Genomic DNA, 14,232 nt, shown 5'->3' with positions numbered 1-14,232 from the left:
CCGGCTTTCTCGTCTTCTTCAATGAATCAAGCAATTCGTGTGGGAGCTTATGAAGCAGCTGATGTCGTCGATTAAGGAGGTGATCCAGCCGCAGGTTCCCCTACGGCTACCTTGTTACGACTTCACCCCAGTCATGAATCACACCGTGGTAACCGTCCCCCCGAAGGTTAGACTAGCTACTTCTGGTGCAACCCACTCCCATGGTGTGACGGGCGGTGTGTACAAGGCCCGGGAACGTATTCACCGCGACATTCTGATTCGCGATTACTAGCGATTCCGACTTCACGCAGTCGAGTTGCAGACTGCGATCCGGACTACGATCGGTTTTGTGAGATTAGCTCCACCTCGCGGCTTGGCAACCCTCTGTACCGACCATTGTAGCACGTGTGTAGCCCAGGCCGTAAGGGCCATGATGACTTGACGTCATCCCCACCTTCCTCCGGTTTGTCACCGGCAGTCTCCTTAGAGTGCCCACCATAACGTGCTGGTAACTAAGGACAAGGGTTGCGCTCGTTACGGGACTTAACCCAACATCTCACGACACGAGCTGACGACAGCCATGCAGCACCTGTCTCAATGTTCCCGAAGGCACCAATCCATCTCTGGAAAGTTCATTGGATGTCAAGGCCTGGTAAGGTTCTTCGCGTTGCTTCGAATTAAACCACATGCTCCACCGCTTGTGCGGGCCCCCGTCAATTCATTTGAGTTTTAACCTTGCGGCCGTACTCCCCAGGCGGTCAACTTAATGCGTTAGCTGCGCCACTAAAATCTCAAGGATTCCAACGGCTAGTTGACATCGTTTACGGCGTGGACTACCAGGGTATCTAATCCTGTTTGCTCCCCACGCTTTCGCACCTCAGTGTCAGTATGAGCCCAGGTGGTCGCCTTCGCCACTGGTGTTCCTTCCTATATCTACGCATTTCACCGCTACACAGGAAATTCCACCACCCTCTGCCCTACTCTAGCTCGCCAGTTTTGGATGCAGTTCCCAGGTTGAGCCCGGGGATTTCACATCCAACTTAACGAACCACCTACGCGCGCTTTACGCCCAGTAATTCCGATTAACGCTTGCACCCTCTGTATTACCGCGGCTGCTGGCACAGAGTTAGCCGGTGCTTATTCTGTCGGTAACGTCAAAACAGCAAGGTATTAGCTTACTGCCCTTCCTCCCAACTTAAAGTGCTTTACAATCCGAAGACCTTCTTCACACACGCGGCATGGCTGGATCAGGCTTTCGCCCATTGTCCAATATTCCCCACTGCTGCCTCCCGTAGGAGTCTGGACCGTGTCTCAGTTCCAGTGTGACTGATCATCCTCTCAGACCAGTTACGGATCGTCGCCTTGGTGAGCCATTACCTCACCAACTAGCTAATCCGACCTAGGCTCATCTGATAGCGCAAGGCCCGAAGGTCCCCTGCTTTCTCCCGTAGGACGTATGCGGTATTAGCGCTCCTTTCGAAACGTTGTCCCCCACTATCAGGCAGATTCCTAGGTATTACTCACCCGTCCGCCGCTGAATCAAGGAGCAAGCTCCCGTCATCCGCTCGACTTGCATGTGTTAGGCCTGCCGCCAGCGTTCAATCTGAGCCATGATCAAACTCTTCAGTTCAATACTGCTTGGGTTTTGAGAAAACCCTAAACTTGGCTCAGCAATCTCAAATGACTATTTCGATTTCTCGTGTAGTCACTTGTGATGCTGATAATCTTTTTGACTATCAGTCTGATTTCACAAGCACCCACACGAATTGCTTGATTCGATTGTTAAAGAGCGGTTGGTTAAGAGCTTTTCGTCTCAACCGATGGCGCGCATTCTACGCTTTTCGAAGCACCCGTCAAGCAATTATTTCGAGTTTTTTCAGATTTTCTCTTTAGGCTTCAAATGCTTAACAAGCCCTGCTCACCCTAGCCATATATAAGCAGCAGCTCACATCAACAAACCGACCGAAACATGCCTCTCAATACAGCCTCCCTGCAGGGCACCTGCCAGAGACGGTCGTGATCATTCCAGGCTACGTTGAGGCATATGGTGTCCCAGGGCAGGTTCGAACTGCCAACCTTCCCCTTAGGAGGGGGATGCTCTATCCAATTGAGCTACTGAGACGCAGAAACCGGCAGCGAATGCTGCGCAGCGCAAGTCGGCGAGCATGTTACCCAGCACACCGACATTTGTCATGTCATCCGTAGGGGTTTTTAGCTGTAGGCTTTATTTACGCCTTCGCAGCCAACACCCCCTCCTCGCCCAGCAGTATCAACAAGCGCGAAACGGTATCAAGCAACTCACCGGAGTTATCCAGAACACGCACCGAGCGATCCTCGACACAAGCCAAGGCACGGGCACGCTCCAGACGACGCTCGATGTCATCAAGACTTTCGCGCGCGCGCCCAAGCAAACGCGCACGCAGCACTCTGGCATCAACGGTCAGCAAGATTGGCAACAAGCTCGGGTAGCGCCTGCGGGCCTCAACCAAGTGGGCCCGGGAACCATTGACCAGCACGTGCCGCCCCTCTTCCAGCCAGGCATCGATCTGCGCCGGAATACCGTAGGACAATCCGTTAGCCTGCCAATGCAGCGCAAACGCCCTCTGATCACGAAGCAACTCAAACTGCTGCCAGGTAACCCCATGAGCGTCCTCCCCCTTGGCCTCCACCGCCCGGGTAATCACACGCCGTGCGATCATTACGCCCCGCCCTTGAAGCACAGGACGAGCCGCATCGATCAGGCTGTCCTTGCCGGCCCCTGAAGCCCCCATGAGGTAGATCAATCGGCCGGCCTTGACCGTCTGGACTGTCAAGCAATCGTCACTTGCGTCATGCTGCATAGCCACTATGCTCTTAAGTTAAGGAAACCACGCAAATTTTAGAGTTTTCTACCGCGCCATTCTTGCCATTTGCCGGTGCGAGGAGAAAGCTATCACTCAAACGGATAAGCGAAAAAATGAAAACTTTCAAAACCAGTACGCATTTCTGATAATTGGTACTGGCAAATAGCCTTTATCCAGCTCATTATTTGTCACAGAATTGACGCCAAGGAACCGGCGATTGTGAGGCATCATAAGCGCCTCATTCGCAATTCAGGTTGAACATTTGGCCCCAACAGTGGTCGTAACGTCACCGTGCGGCCAATTTCAAGAACCGCTTCCCCTGAACTAAAACCGGTCAATTATATGCGCCCAATGAAACAGGCTATCTACTCAAGCCGCACCGCAGACAAATTCGTCGTCCGCCTGCCCGACGGAATGCGTGAGCGCATTGCTGAGGTTGCGCGCAACCACCATCGCAGCATGAACTCTGAAATCATCGCTCGCCTGGAGCAAAGTCTGATCCAGGAAGGAGCTCTGGGTGATGAGCTAAGCATGCGCCTGGACAGCCCTGAACTGTCCCTGCACGAACGCGAACTACTGCAACGCTTTCGCCAGCTCTCCCACCGCCAACAGAATGCACTGGTCGCGCTGATCGCCCATGATGCAGAAATGGCAGCTGATGCTTCCTGAATCACGCACACACAAAAAAGCCCGCATCATTGCGGGCTTTTTTGTGCCTGAGCCAAACACACTTACAGCAGAAAGATCGTGGCAAGCCCCAGAAAGATGAAGAAACCACCGCTGTCGGTTACAGCCGTGATCATCACGCTGGAGCCCATTGCCGGATCACGCCCCATACGCACCAGGGTCATCGGAATCAGCACACCCATCAGCGCAGCAAGCAACAGGTTCAGGGTCATTGCAGCAGTCATCACCACACCCAGCGACCAGCTGTGGTAAAGCAGGAACGCCACGATACCTATCACACCACCCCAAATAAGGCCGTTGATCAGGGCAACCGCCAGTTCCTTACGCATTAGCCGCGACGTATTCCCTGGGCTCACCTGATCAAGCGCCATAGCGCGAACAATCATGGTGATCGTCTGGTTACCGGAGTTACCACCAATACCCGCCACGATCGGCATCAAGGCTGCCAACGCCACCAGTTTTTCGATCGACCCCTCAAACAGGCCAATCACACGAGAGGCCACGAATGCAGTAATCAGGTTGATCGCCAACCAGGCCCAACGGTTACGCAGCGAGCGCCAGACCGAAGCAAAGATATCTTCCTCTTCGCGCAGACCCGCCATGCTCAGGACTTCGCTTTCGCTTTCCTCCCGAATAAGGTCAACCATTTCATCAATGGTCAGACGACCAATCAGGCGATCGTTTTTGTCAACGACTGGGCCAGAGATCAAGTCATAGCGCTCAAATGCCAGGGCCGCATCGTAAGCGTCTTCCTCGGGGTGGAAGGTCACCGGATCGCTGGCCATGACCTCGGAAACCTTTTTCTCCGGGTCATTGACCAACAGACGCTTGATCGGCAAGACGCCTTTGAGGATACCGTCATAATCGACCACGAAAAGCTTGTCGGTATGCCCCGGCAACTCTTTCAGGCGACGCAGGTAACGCAACACCACTTCAAGGCTGACATCCTCACGAATGGTCACCATCTCGAAGTCCATCAGCGCACCGACCTGGTCCTCGTCATAGCTCAGGGCAGAACGCACACGCTCACGCTGCTGAGCATCCAGGCTCTCCATGAGCTCGTGAACGACGTCGCGCGGCAACTCTGGGGCAAGGTCTGCCAGTTCGTCAGCATCCATCTCCTTGGCCGCAGCCAGGAGCTCATGATCGTCCATGTCGGCGATCAGGGTTTCTCGAACCGAGTCAGACACTTCGAGCAGGATGTCGCCGTCACGCTCAGCCTTGACCAACTGCCAAACGGTCAATCGGTCATCGAGCGGTAACGCTTCGAGAATATAGGCGACGTCGGCAGAGTGCAGATCGTCGAGCTTGCGCTGCAGCTCGACCAGATTCTGTCGATGAACCAGGTTTTCAACCAGGTCATGATGATGACCTTCCTGGCGATGCGTGAGGTCTTCAACAACACGCTGGCGCTGCAACAGCTCAACCACCTGGGCCAGGCGATCCTGCAGGCTATCTTGGGTCTTTTTTACTTCGATTTCAGTCATAGGCGAACTCCACTCCCAGCAGGGAGCACGCCGGGAGGATCAATCAGTCAGATCGTGATTGGCAAAATCAGCTATTGAGTAACTACTGGGTAAGTCCATGGTGGTATTCCACAAGCCCCGGCGGGGCTGACGGGCGCAATCATACACTGCTTGAACAATCGAAGCGCTTAAAATCTTGACCAGAACAGTCGCTTGCAACATAAAGCTCGACCGCATCCAGACACACTAATACGACGGCACTGCCACAGAGAAAAGCACATCGCCCGGGATATCAGCACAAGAAGATGGCGCACTAACTGACAATCTAGTCATTGCGCTTTACGAGAAAATTAATTTCGTGGAAAACAAAAAGCCCGCATAAAATGCGGGCTTTCTGATATATGGTGCACTCAGGAGGATTCGAACCTCCGACCGCTCGGTTCGTAGCCGAGTACTCTATCCAGCTGAGCTATGAGTGCAGGTTGGTATTTTTAGACCAGATCACCACTGGCTTTAGACTGAAACCGCCTCATTGACTGAAGTCGATTTCTGAATATGGTGCACTCAGGAGGATTCGAACCTCCGACCGCTCGGTTCGTAGCCGAGTACTCTATCCAGCTGAGCTATGAGTGCAGGTTGGTATTTTTAGACCAGATTACCACTGGCTTATTCTGAAACCACTTCAACAAATTAAAGCGACTTCGGAACATGGTGCACTCAGGAGGATTCGAACCTCCGACCGCTCGGTTCGTAGCCGAGTACTCTATCCAGCTGAGCTATGAGTGCAGTATTCTTGCAGCGCATTATAGTTCGCAGAATCATTTTGACAACCACTTTTTCGTTTAAATTCAACGACTTAGCGATTCATCCAGATTACAGCGCCCTACTTGAATAATGGCGGAGAAGGGGGGATTCGAACCCCCGATACCCTTGTGAGGTATACTCCCTTAGCAGGGGAGCGCCTTCGGCCACTCGGCCACCTCTCCGCAACACGGGGCGTATAATAACCAGACCCTTCCCCGTTTGCAAACTCTTTTTTGAAAAAAACTGAGAAAAATTAAAGGGTTGGTTCTTCGTCCTTCTCTTTCTTGATCCGAAGGTAGATTTCCTCACGGTGAACGGCCACTTCCTTGGGGGCATTCACACCGATTCGCACTTGATTTCCTTTGACGCCGAGCACGGTCACGGTGATTTCGCCATCGCCAATGATCAGGCTCTCGGCGCACCGACGAGTCAGAATCAACATACCTTTCTCCTCACGCATTTCAGTTCAGGGATAACAGTCTGCAAAAAAGAGGGCTTCAGCCTACAACCGGGACTGGCTGCCGACCTACGCCTCAGTATTGACCAGCGCAAGTAAAAGGACAGATTTCTCACGCCAGTCAAAAAAACGAAGGGCGCGGCCATGCCGCGCCCTTTTTAGGCAGGAGCCTTACTCACCCTGGCGGGCGGGGGCGTCCAGCTCGAAGGCCGTGTGCAGTGCACGCACAGCCAGTTCCAGGTACTTCTCTTCAATAACTACAGAGACCTTGATCTCGGAAGTGGAGATCATCTGAATGTTGATGCTCTCCTTTGCCAGCGCTTCGAACATGCGGCTCGCAACACCGGCGTGCGAACGCATACCGACACCGACGATGGACACCTTGGCGATCTTGGTATCACCGACTACCTCACGGGCGCCGATTTCACGGGCCGTGTTTTCCAGCACCTGCTGCGCCTTGGCATAGTCATTACGGTGCACGGTAAAGGTAAAGTCGGTGGTGTTATCGTGCGAGACGTTCTGCACGATCATGTCGACTTCAATGTTCGCGGCACTGATAGGACCGAGGATCTTGAAAGCAACGCCTGGGGTATCAGGTACGCCGCGAATGGTCAGCTTGGCTTCATCGCGATTGAAGGCGATGCCGGAAATGATCGGCTGTTCCATGGATTCCTCTTCATCAATAGTAATGAGGGTACCCGGACCCTCCTGAAAGCTGTGCAGCACGCGCAGCGGGACGTTGTACTTGCCGGCGAACTCGACGGCACGGATCTGCAGCACCTTGGAACCGAGACTGGCCATTTCCAGCATCTCTTCGAAGGTGATCTTGTCCAGCCGCTGAGCCTGGGACACTACACGCGGGTCAGTGGTGTAGACACCATCGACGTCGGTGTAGATCTGGCACTCATCAGCCTTCAGTGCAGCCGCCAGGGCCACGCCAGTGGTATCGGAACCACCACGCCCGAGGGTGGTGATGTTGCCGTGCTCATCGACACCCTGGAAACCAGCAACCACAACGACACGGCCAGCCTTGAGGTCGGCACGAATCTTCTGATCATCGATTTGCAGGATGCGCGCCTTGTTATGCGCGCTGTCAGTGAGGATCCGCACCTGGTTACCGGTGTAAGACACGGCAGGAATGCCGCGCTTCATCAGTGCCATGGCCAGCAAGGCAATGGTCACCTGCTCACCCGTGGAGACGATCACATCCAGTTCACGCGGAACCGGCTGATCGCTGATCTGCTTGGCCAGATCGATCAGGCGATTGGTTTCGCCGCTCATCGCCGAGAGTACAACCACCAGATCATCGCCGGCTTCGCGGAATTTCTTGACCTTCTCGGCAACCTGCTCGATTCGCTCGACTGTGCCGACCGAGGTACCGCCAAATTTCTGTACGATCAACGCCATTTCAAAGCCGCCTCAGCCCGTGAAGGGCACCCAATAAACAATCAATCAACAGCCCGCCACTAGACGACGGGCCGCTTCGCGTCTTAGACGCCCTGCTCTACGAATGGCACGGTCAGGGCCAGTGCGCCGTCCAGCGCAGCAGCGTCGACACCGCCGCCTTGCGCCATGTCCGGACGCCCACCCCCTTTGCCGCCCACCGCCGCAGCGGCTTGCTTCATCAAATCACCGGCTTTGAGTTGGCCAGTCAGGTCCTTGGTCACACCCGCTACCAGTACGACCTTGTCCTCATAGACACTGCCGAGCAGGATCACTGCGCGGCCGAGTTTGTTCTTCAACTGATCGACCAGCGCCAGCAGCGCCTTGCCATCCTGGCCATCAAGACGCGCAGCCAGCACCTTGACGCCCTTGACGTCGACGGCTGCGCTCGACAGGTCGTCGCCCGCAGCACTGGCGGCCTTGGCCTGCAACTGCTCCAGTTGCTTTTCCAGCTGACGGTTTCGCTCAAGCACAGCCGAGAGCTTGTCGATCAGGTTGTCACGACTGCCCTTGACCAGTTGCGCGGCTTCCTTGAGCTGCTCTTCGGCGGCGTTCAGGTAAGCCAGCGCAGCAGCACCGGTGACCGCCTCGATACGACGCACACCGGAGGCTACGCCACCTTCGCTAATGATCTTGAGCAGGCCGATATCGCCGGTACGCTTGGCGTGGATACCGCCGCACAGTTCGACGGAGAAATCGCCGCCCATGCTCAGCACCCGCACGCTGTCGCCATACTTCTCGCCGAACAGCGCCATGGCGCCCTTCTTCTTGGCGGTGTCGATATCGGTCTCTTCGGTTTGCACCTCGGAGTTGTTGCGCACTTCGCGGTTGACGATGTCTTCCAACGCCTTGAGCTGCTCAGGTTTGAGCGCTTCGAAGTGGCTGAAGTCGAAACGCAGGCGCTGGCTATCAACCAGCGAGCCTTTCTGTTGTACGTGATCACCGAGCACCTGACGCAGCGCTGCATGCAGCAAGTGCGTCGCGGAGTGGTTCAACGAGGTGGCATGCTGCACATCGGCATCGACCTGAGCCTGAACCTGCTCCCCGACCTTCAGGCTGCCGCTGGCAACCTGACCATGATGCAGGAACGCACCACCGGTCTTGGTGGTATCACGCACATCAAACCGTGCACTGCCGGCCAGCAGGTAACCGGTGTCACCCACCTGGCCACCGGACTCGGCATAGAACGGGGTTGTATCCAGAATCACAACGCCCTGCTCGCCTTCAGCCAACTGCTCAACCGCCTGGCCATCTTTATAGAGGGCTACGACAGTGGCATTGCCTTCGGTGGTGGTGTAGCCGGTAAACTCAGTGGCTACATCAACCTTGACCAGGCTGTTGTAGTCCAGACCAAAGGCGCTTGCAGAACGCGCACGCTCACGCTGAGCATCCATCTCACGCTCGAAGCCAGCCTCATCCAGGGTCAGGTTACGCTCACGAGCGATATCGCCCGTCAGGTCCATCGGGAACCCGTAGGTGTCGTAGAGTTTGAATACCACGTCACCAGGTACCACGCTGCCTTTGAGTTCAGCCAGGTCCTGCTCGAGAATTTTCAAGCCCTGCTCGAGCGTCTTGGCGAACTGCTCTTCTTCCGCCTTGAGGACGCGCTCGATATGCGCCTGCTGCACCTTCAGCTCAGGGAAGGCCTCGCCCATCTCGGCCACCAGCGCAGCCACGATCTGGTAGAAGAAACTGCCCTTGGCGCCCAGCTTGTTGCCGTGACGGCAGGCGCGACGAATGATACGCCGCAATACATAGCCACGACCTTCGTTGGACGGCAACACACCGTCGGCGATCAGGAACCCGCAGGAGCGAATATGGTCGGCCACAACCTTGAGTGAAGGCTGGGCGTCGTTGCTGCAACCGATCGCCTTGGCCGATGCGGCAAGCAGGCTCTGGAACAGGTCGATCTCGTAGTTGGAGTGAACGTGCTGCATGACCGCACTGATCCGCTCCAGGCCCATACCGGTATCAACAGACGGCGCAGGCAGCGGGTGCAGGACGCCGTCAGCAGTACGGTTGAACTGCATGAACACGTTGTTCCAGATCTCGATGTAACGGTCACCATCTTCTTCCGGCGAGCCGGGTGGGCCGCCCCAGATCTCCGGGCCGTGATCGTAGAAGATCTCGGTGCAAGGACCGCACGGGCCGGTATCGCCCATGGTCCAGAAGTTGTCGGACGCGTATGGCGCCCCTTTGTTGTCACCGATACGAACCATGCGCTCAGCCGGAACACCGACCTCTTTGGTCCAGATGTCATACGCTTCGTCGTCGCTGGCGTAGACCGTTACCCACAGTTTTTCCTTGGGCAGGTTCAACCATTTTTCCGAGGTCAGGAAGTTCCAGGCAAAGGTGATTGCATCGCGCTTGAAATAGTCACCACCAAAGCTGAAGTTACCCAGCATTTCAAAGAACGTGTGGTGGCGTGCGGTATAGCCGACGTTTTCCAGGTCGTTGTGCTTGCCGCCGGCGCGTACGCACTTCTGGCTGCTCACAGCTCGGGTATAGGCACGTTTTTCCTGGCCCAGGAAACAGTCCTTGAACTGGTTCATCCCGGCGTTGGTAAACAGCAGGGTCGGGTCGTTGCCCGGAATCAAAGAGCTGGACGCGACACGGGTATGTCCCTGCTCTTCGAAGAAGCGAAGGAAGGCTTCACGGATTTCTGCGCTTTTCATAGGTTCTTCCACGGAAACGGCGGCCAGAGGCAAATGCTTGCGTCAAATTGACGAAACGACGGCAAAGGGCCGCATTATATCGGGCCTGAGGCCTGGGTACAGTGTGTTTATGCGATAGAAGCCGTCAATTGGACAACCTGTAACGGCAATGACAAACAAAAGCGGCAAAATTACCTCCGCCAAGCATGCCCGGGATGCTAAAGCCTGATTTCCCCTACTGACAAGGCATTACGGAGGATCGCCCCGCCAATTGGCAAGGGTTCTCGGATGAAATGTCTTTCATAGGCGTCAATATCATTAGCAGGCTATACGTTTCCCGGAAAACTGTGCTAATAATCCGCTGCCGTCAGCCGCTGACGGCGACGTTCTCAGGGCGGGGCGCAATTCCCCACCGGCGGTAATTGCGCTGAATGCGCATAGCCCGCGAGCGCTTGCAGCACCACTGCAAGGTCAGCAGACCCGGTGTGATTCCGGGGCCGACGGTCATAGTCCGGATAAAGAGAGAACGGGATAGGCACATGCGTGCCTACGGCTGCCTAGCTGCATGCCGACTATCCCTTTCGATCCAGATGCCCTGTTTCTCATACAAACAGGAGTCCGTTTTAATGCAACCCACTGCAATCGATAGCAAGAGCCATCCTCAGGAACGTATCGCGTTCATTCAGGCCTGCTGGCACAAGGATATTGTCGACCAGGCACGCAAGGCCTTTGTCGAAGAGATGGGCAATCACGGCTATCAACCCGGCGACATCGACTTTTTCGAAGTCGGCGGCGCATTTGAAATCCCGCTGCACGCCAAGCTGCTGGCACGCACAGGCCGCTATGCCGGCATTGTGGCTGCAGGCCTGGTGGTCGATGGTGGCCTGTACCGGCATGAATTCGTGGCACAGTCGGTGATCAGCGGCTTGATGCAGGTTCAACTGGAAACCGAAGTACCGGTGTTCTCGGTGGTACTGACGCCGCACCACTTCCACGCGGGCGACGAACACCAGACCTTCTACTTCGAGCACTTCCTGGTGAAGGGTGCCGAGGCCGCGAAGACCTGTGCCGACACCCTGCAGAAGCTGCGCGCGCTTCGCCGCAACGAAGTACCGCAAAAACGCGCCGTATAATCCACCCGCCAACCCGAACGCCGGCGCCCTTCTGCGGGGCCGGCGCCACCGGCAACAGCACGAACCCGATACTGGCGACGCTCGGTCAGCCCAGTTGATCCGGCGTGGTTGGCACAACCAGAATGCCGGCACGCAGGCCATTCTTGACCTTGGGATTCGGGAAAATGATACGAGCCCCCTCTTCCTCCACAATCCAGCGCGTCTCGGCCAGATCCTCGGCCAACAGGTAGCCCTTGGAGAGTTCGGAGAAGTTTTCGATATCGGCAGGTAGGTGCAGGTGGAAGTTGTCGCTGTGCTTGATGATTTCGCGAGCAACGCTGAACAGCTGCAAGCCATCAAGCAACTCGCCTTCTGCGCTCGGCTCGTCACCTTCGATAATTTGCTTAAGACGCTTTTCCAACAGCTGCAGGTTCACCTGCTGGTTCTGACCAAACGGTCGCGCCTTGCCCAGCTCCAACGTAAATGCCTCAGCATCCAGTTGCTCGTAGGTATAGGCCGTGAACGTAACGGAGGCCTTGCTTTGCAACAATACCGCCTCCATACCCGCAGCACGCAAGCGCGCCAGCTCACGACGCGAGTGCTGACGGCCCTCCTTGAAGGGATACAGCGCAAACTGCTCGATCTTCGAACCTCGGATCGCGGTATGCAGGTCGTAATGCAAACGCATACGTCCCGGCACGCTAAAGAATGTCGCAGCCAAGCGCTCGAGCTCGCCGGCACGCAGGGCTTCTGTACCACTGGATAACTCATGGCGCCCATTGAACAGGCGATTGACGTCCTGCTCGATATAACGCTCGCCGCGACGAATGGCTTCGGGGTTACCAAACAGAAACAGCATCCGTACGCGCGGCTTGATATCACCGCGGGCAATGCCATGCAGCAACTCATCGAGCAACTCGATGGGGGCTGTTTCATTGCCGTGGATACCCGCTGAAAGCAGCAGGTCCATGCCATTGTCGCGAGCCTTGGGAGGACACACTTCCAGTGCACCTTCGCCGAGCCAGCGCATACGCACGCCCTCGACAGTCGTCTGAGTCTTCTCCGCCGGTTCACGACCGGCCAGGGTCAGGTCAAGCAGTTTGCCGAGGGCGAGCATGGGCCGTGTCCTTAGTGATGGTGTCCGCAGTCTGGGCCGTGGACGTGATCGTCGTCTTCACCGGCATCGGCCGGTTCCATTTCCAGCTGCAGGCTGACCAGGTTGGTAGCCAGCGGGCGTAGCAGCAGGTTGGCGTACTCGGCGTCGTCTTCTTCGACGTCGACGCCGATCAGCAACTGACCGCGGCCATCCTGCTGAATCCATACCTCCTTGCCTTGCCAGATCACCGCAAAGCGGGTGCAGGAGGTTTCCAGCTGAGTGCCGTCATCGTCTTCGAGGATCAGCTGCAGGGCGTCGGACATAGTCGAATTCTCTCTCAAGGTTCAAGTTGGAATGGATAGACCGAGCCCAGCTTCAGAATCTGGGTCAGCTCATCCAACGCCGTACGGCACTCCACCAGCAACTGCGGGTCGGCCAGATCGCTTTCGCTCAAGCGATCGCGGTAATGCTTGTCAACCCATTGGGTCAGCGTGTCATACAGCGGCGCCGTCATGATAACGCCTGGATTGACCGCCGCCAGTTCCGTTTCATTGAGCGCGACACGCAACCGCAGGCAGGCCGGGCCACCTCCGTTCTGCATACTCTGCTTGAGGTCGAATACCTTGACCTCTGTCACCGGGCCTCCCTGGCTGGTCAGCGCCGACAGGTACGCCCAGACGCGCTCGTTGTTGCGGCACTCTTCAGGCACGATCAGCAGCATCGAGCCATCGGCACGCGACAACAACTGACTGTTGAACAAGTACGAGCGCACTGCATCCTCTACAGACACCTGAGCACGCGGCACGCAGATACTTTTGAAGTTGCCGCCTCGTTTAGCCAGTTTAGCTTGCAGTTCGGCGAGCATCGCATCGGTGCCCAGAAAGGCATCCTCGTGATAGAACAACACCTCACCATTACCCACCGCGATCACGTCGTTGTGGAACACACCCTGATCGATTACTGCGGGATTCTGCTGAGCGTAGACCACACCCTCTTCACTCAGGCCATGCAGACGAGCGACCGCTTGCGAGGCCTCCAGGGTTTGACGTGCCGGGTACTTCTGCGGTGCGGGGTAGCGGGTATCAAAAGCACTGCGACCGAACACGAAGAACTCGACACCAGGCTCACCGTAGCTACGGCAAAAACGAGTGTGGTTAGCTGCGCCTTCGTCGCCGAACTGGCTGACAGCCGGCAACGCAGCGTGATGCGCGAAGTGCCGCTGATCCGCAAACATGGCGCTTAACACCCGACTGGTAGTGGGGTGCTCAATGCTGCGGTGGTACTTGCAGTTGAGGTTCGCTGCGGTGAAATGCACACGACCATCGGCGGTGTCGGCACTTGGGCTCACGGTTGCGGCGTTGGCGACCCACATGCTCGAAGCGGAGCAGGATGCCACCAGCAACGGCATGGCTTCTTTGGCCGCGCGGGCGATCACCTGGGCATCGGTTCCAACAAAGCCCAACTGACGCAGCGCTGCCACATCCGGGCGCTCCTGCGGTGCCAATACACCCTGCGTGAAGGCCCATTTCCATCAGGGCTTTCATCTTCGCCAAACCCTGACGGGCCGCTTCGCGGGGGTTGGAGGCCTGCTGGCTGTTGCTCTGCGACGCGACGTTGCCGTAGGACAGACCGCCATAGTTATGCGTCGGGCCTACCAGACCATCAAAATTCACTTCAAAGGATTTCATCGG

The 14,232-nt window shown here is 56.4% G+C and carries 9 protein-coding genes, 5 tRNA genes, 1 rRNA gene, 1 pseudogene and 1 riboswitch; of the genes and pseudogenes, 2 read left to right on the top strand and 14 right to left on the bottom strand.

The genetic code is table 11. The features are described 5' to 3' along the window. Positions 1–72: 72 nt before the first annotated feature. The 3 genes from ACZ9H3_RS22025 to phnN form a co-directional block, all read right to left on the bottom strand. Positions 73–1,609 (bottom strand): 16S ribosomal RNA (locus tag ACZ9H3_RS22025). Positions 1,610–2,024: 415 nt separating this feature from the next. Further along, a tRNA-Arg gene (locus ACZ9H3_RS22020) sits at positions 2,025–2,101 on the bottom strand. 106 nt (positions 2,102–2,207) lie between these two features. Continuing rightward, positions 2,208–2,819, bottom strand: coding sequence for a phosphonate metabolism protein/1,5-bisphosphokinase (PRPP-forming) PhnN (gene phnN, locus ACZ9H3_RS22015; protein WP_476222527.1), 612 nt, complete (start codon positions 2,817–2,819; stop codon positions 2,208–2,210). Between the two features lie 345 nt (positions 2,820–3,164). Here phnN and ACZ9H3_RS22010 point away from each other — a divergent pair, with 345 nt between their 5' ends. Then, positions 3,165–3,491, top strand: coding sequence for an Arc family DNA-binding protein (locus ACZ9H3_RS22010; protein WP_009681471.1), 327 nt, complete (start codon positions 3,165–3,167; stop codon positions 3,489–3,491). 62 nt (positions 3,492–3,553) lie between these two features. Here the strand turns inward: ACZ9H3_RS22010 and mgtE are convergent, their stop codons facing one another. The 8 genes from mgtE to alaS form a co-directional block, all read right to left on the bottom strand. Beyond that, positions 3,554–4,996 (bottom strand): magnesium transporter, encoded by a 1,443-nt coding sequence (mgtE, locus tag ACZ9H3_RS22005; protein WP_065761966.1) that lies wholly within the window; start codon positions 4,994–4,996, stop codon positions 3,554–3,556. Between the two features lie 381 nt (positions 4,997–5,377). Continuing rightward, positions 5,378–5,454: transfer RNA gene (locus tag ACZ9H3_RS22000), tRNA-Arg, on the bottom strand. Positions 5,455–5,531: 77 nt separating this feature from the next. Continuing rightward, positions 5,532–5,608 (bottom strand) — tRNA-Arg (locus ACZ9H3_RS21995). Positions 5,609–5,684: 76 nt separating this feature from the next. After that, positions 5,685–5,761: transfer RNA gene (locus ACZ9H3_RS21990), tRNA-Arg, on the bottom strand. A 109-nt stretch (positions 5,762–5,870) separates the two neighbouring features. Then, positions 5,871–5,961, bottom strand: a tRNA-Ser gene (locus tag ACZ9H3_RS21985). A 71-nt stretch (positions 5,962–6,032) separates the two neighbouring features. Further along, positions 6,033–6,221 (bottom strand): carbon storage regulator CsrA, encoded by a 189-nt coding sequence (gene csrA, locus ACZ9H3_RS21980; protein ID WP_009399024.1) that lies wholly within the window; start codon positions 6,219–6,221, stop codon positions 6,033–6,035. Positions 6,222–6,407: 186 nt separating this feature from the next. Beyond that, a complete protein-coding gene (locus ACZ9H3_RS21975) occupies positions 6,408–7,643 on the bottom strand; it encodes an aspartate kinase (protein ID WP_065760751.1) in 1,236 nt (411 codons plus the stop codon). 83 nt (positions 7,644–7,726) lie between these two features. Then, positions 7,727–10,354 carry an alanine--tRNA ligase gene (gene alaS, locus ACZ9H3_RS21970; RefSeq protein ID WP_476222523.1) on the bottom strand — a complete coding sequence of 876 codons (2,628 nt, stop codon included), beginning with the start codon at positions 10,352–10,354 and terminating at the stop codon, positions 7,727–7,729. Between the two features lie 360 nt (positions 10,355–10,714). Next, positions 10,715–10,865: riboswitch (FMN riboswitch) on the top strand. 94 nt (positions 10,866–10,959) lie between these two features. Here alaS and ACZ9H3_RS21965 point away from each other — a divergent pair. Then, complete coding sequence (locus ACZ9H3_RS21965) at positions 10,960–11,466, top strand: 6,7-dimethyl-8-ribityllumazine synthase (RefSeq protein ID WP_065760749.1); 507 nt, start codon at positions 10,960–10,962, stop codon at positions 11,464–11,466. Between the two features lie 85 nt (positions 11,467–11,551). Here ACZ9H3_RS21965 and astE read toward each other — a convergent pair whose 3' ends face one another. From astE to astB, 3 genes and pseudogenes are all read right to left on the bottom strand, one after another. Next, entirely contained in the window at positions 11,552–12,562 is a 1,011-nt protein-coding gene (gene astE / locus ACZ9H3_RS21960; RefSeq protein ID WP_065760748.1) for a succinylglutamate desuccinylase, read from the bottom strand. Between the two features lie 11 nt (positions 12,563–12,573). Beyond that, positions 12,574–12,864: a topoisomerase II gene (locus ACZ9H3_RS21955; RefSeq protein WP_330523536.1), complete on the bottom strand. Its 291-nt coding sequence runs from the start codon at positions 12,862–12,864 to the stop codon at positions 12,574–12,576. Positions 12,865–12,878: 14 nt separating this feature from the next. Then, a pseudogene (astB, locus tag ACZ9H3_RS21950) lies at positions 12,879–14,229 on the bottom strand (N-succinylarginine dihydrolase). Positions 14,230–14,232 lie beyond the last annotated feature (3 nt).

Source organism: Pseudomonas sp. TE3910 (assembly GCF_056279025.1).
This window is presented reverse-complemented; position numbering and strand designations above follow the sequence as displayed.

Bases quoted from the DNA above. Each gene is read 5' to 3' on its own strand.
- alaS (WP_476222523.1), bottom strand. From the start codon at position 10,354: ATGAAAAGCGCAGAAATCCGTGAAGCCTTCCTTCGCTTCTTCGAAGAG.
- astE (WP_065760748.1), bottom strand. From the start codon at position 12,562: ATGCTCGCCCTCGGCAAACTGCTTGACCTGACCCTGGCCGGTCGTGAA.
- mgtE (WP_065761966.1), bottom strand. From the start codon at position 4,996: ATGACTGAAATCGAAGTAAAAAAGACCCAAGATAGCCTGCAGGATCGC.
- ACZ9H3_RS21955 (WP_330523536.1), bottom strand. From the start codon at position 12,864: ATGTCCGACGCCCTGCAGCTGATCCTCGAAGACGATGACGGCACTCAG.
- ACZ9H3_RS21975 (WP_065760751.1), bottom strand. From the start codon at position 7,643: ATGGCGTTGATCGTACAGAAATTTGGCGGTACCTCGGTCGGCACAGTC.
- phnN (WP_476222527.1), bottom strand. From the start codon at position 2,819: ATGCAGCATGACGCAAGTGACGATTGCTTGACAGTCCAGACGGTCAAG.
- csrA (WP_009399024.1), bottom strand. From the start codon at position 6,221: ATGTTGATTCTGACTCGTCGGTGCGCCGAGAGCCTGATCATTGGCGAT.
- ACZ9H3_RS21965 (WP_065760749.1), top strand. From the start codon at position 10,960: ATGCAACCCACTGCAATCGATAGCAAGAGCCATCCTCAGGAACGTATC.
- ACZ9H3_RS22010 (WP_009681471.1), top strand. From the start codon at position 3,165: ATGCGCCCAATGAAACAGGCTATCTACTCAAGCCGCACCGCAGACAAA.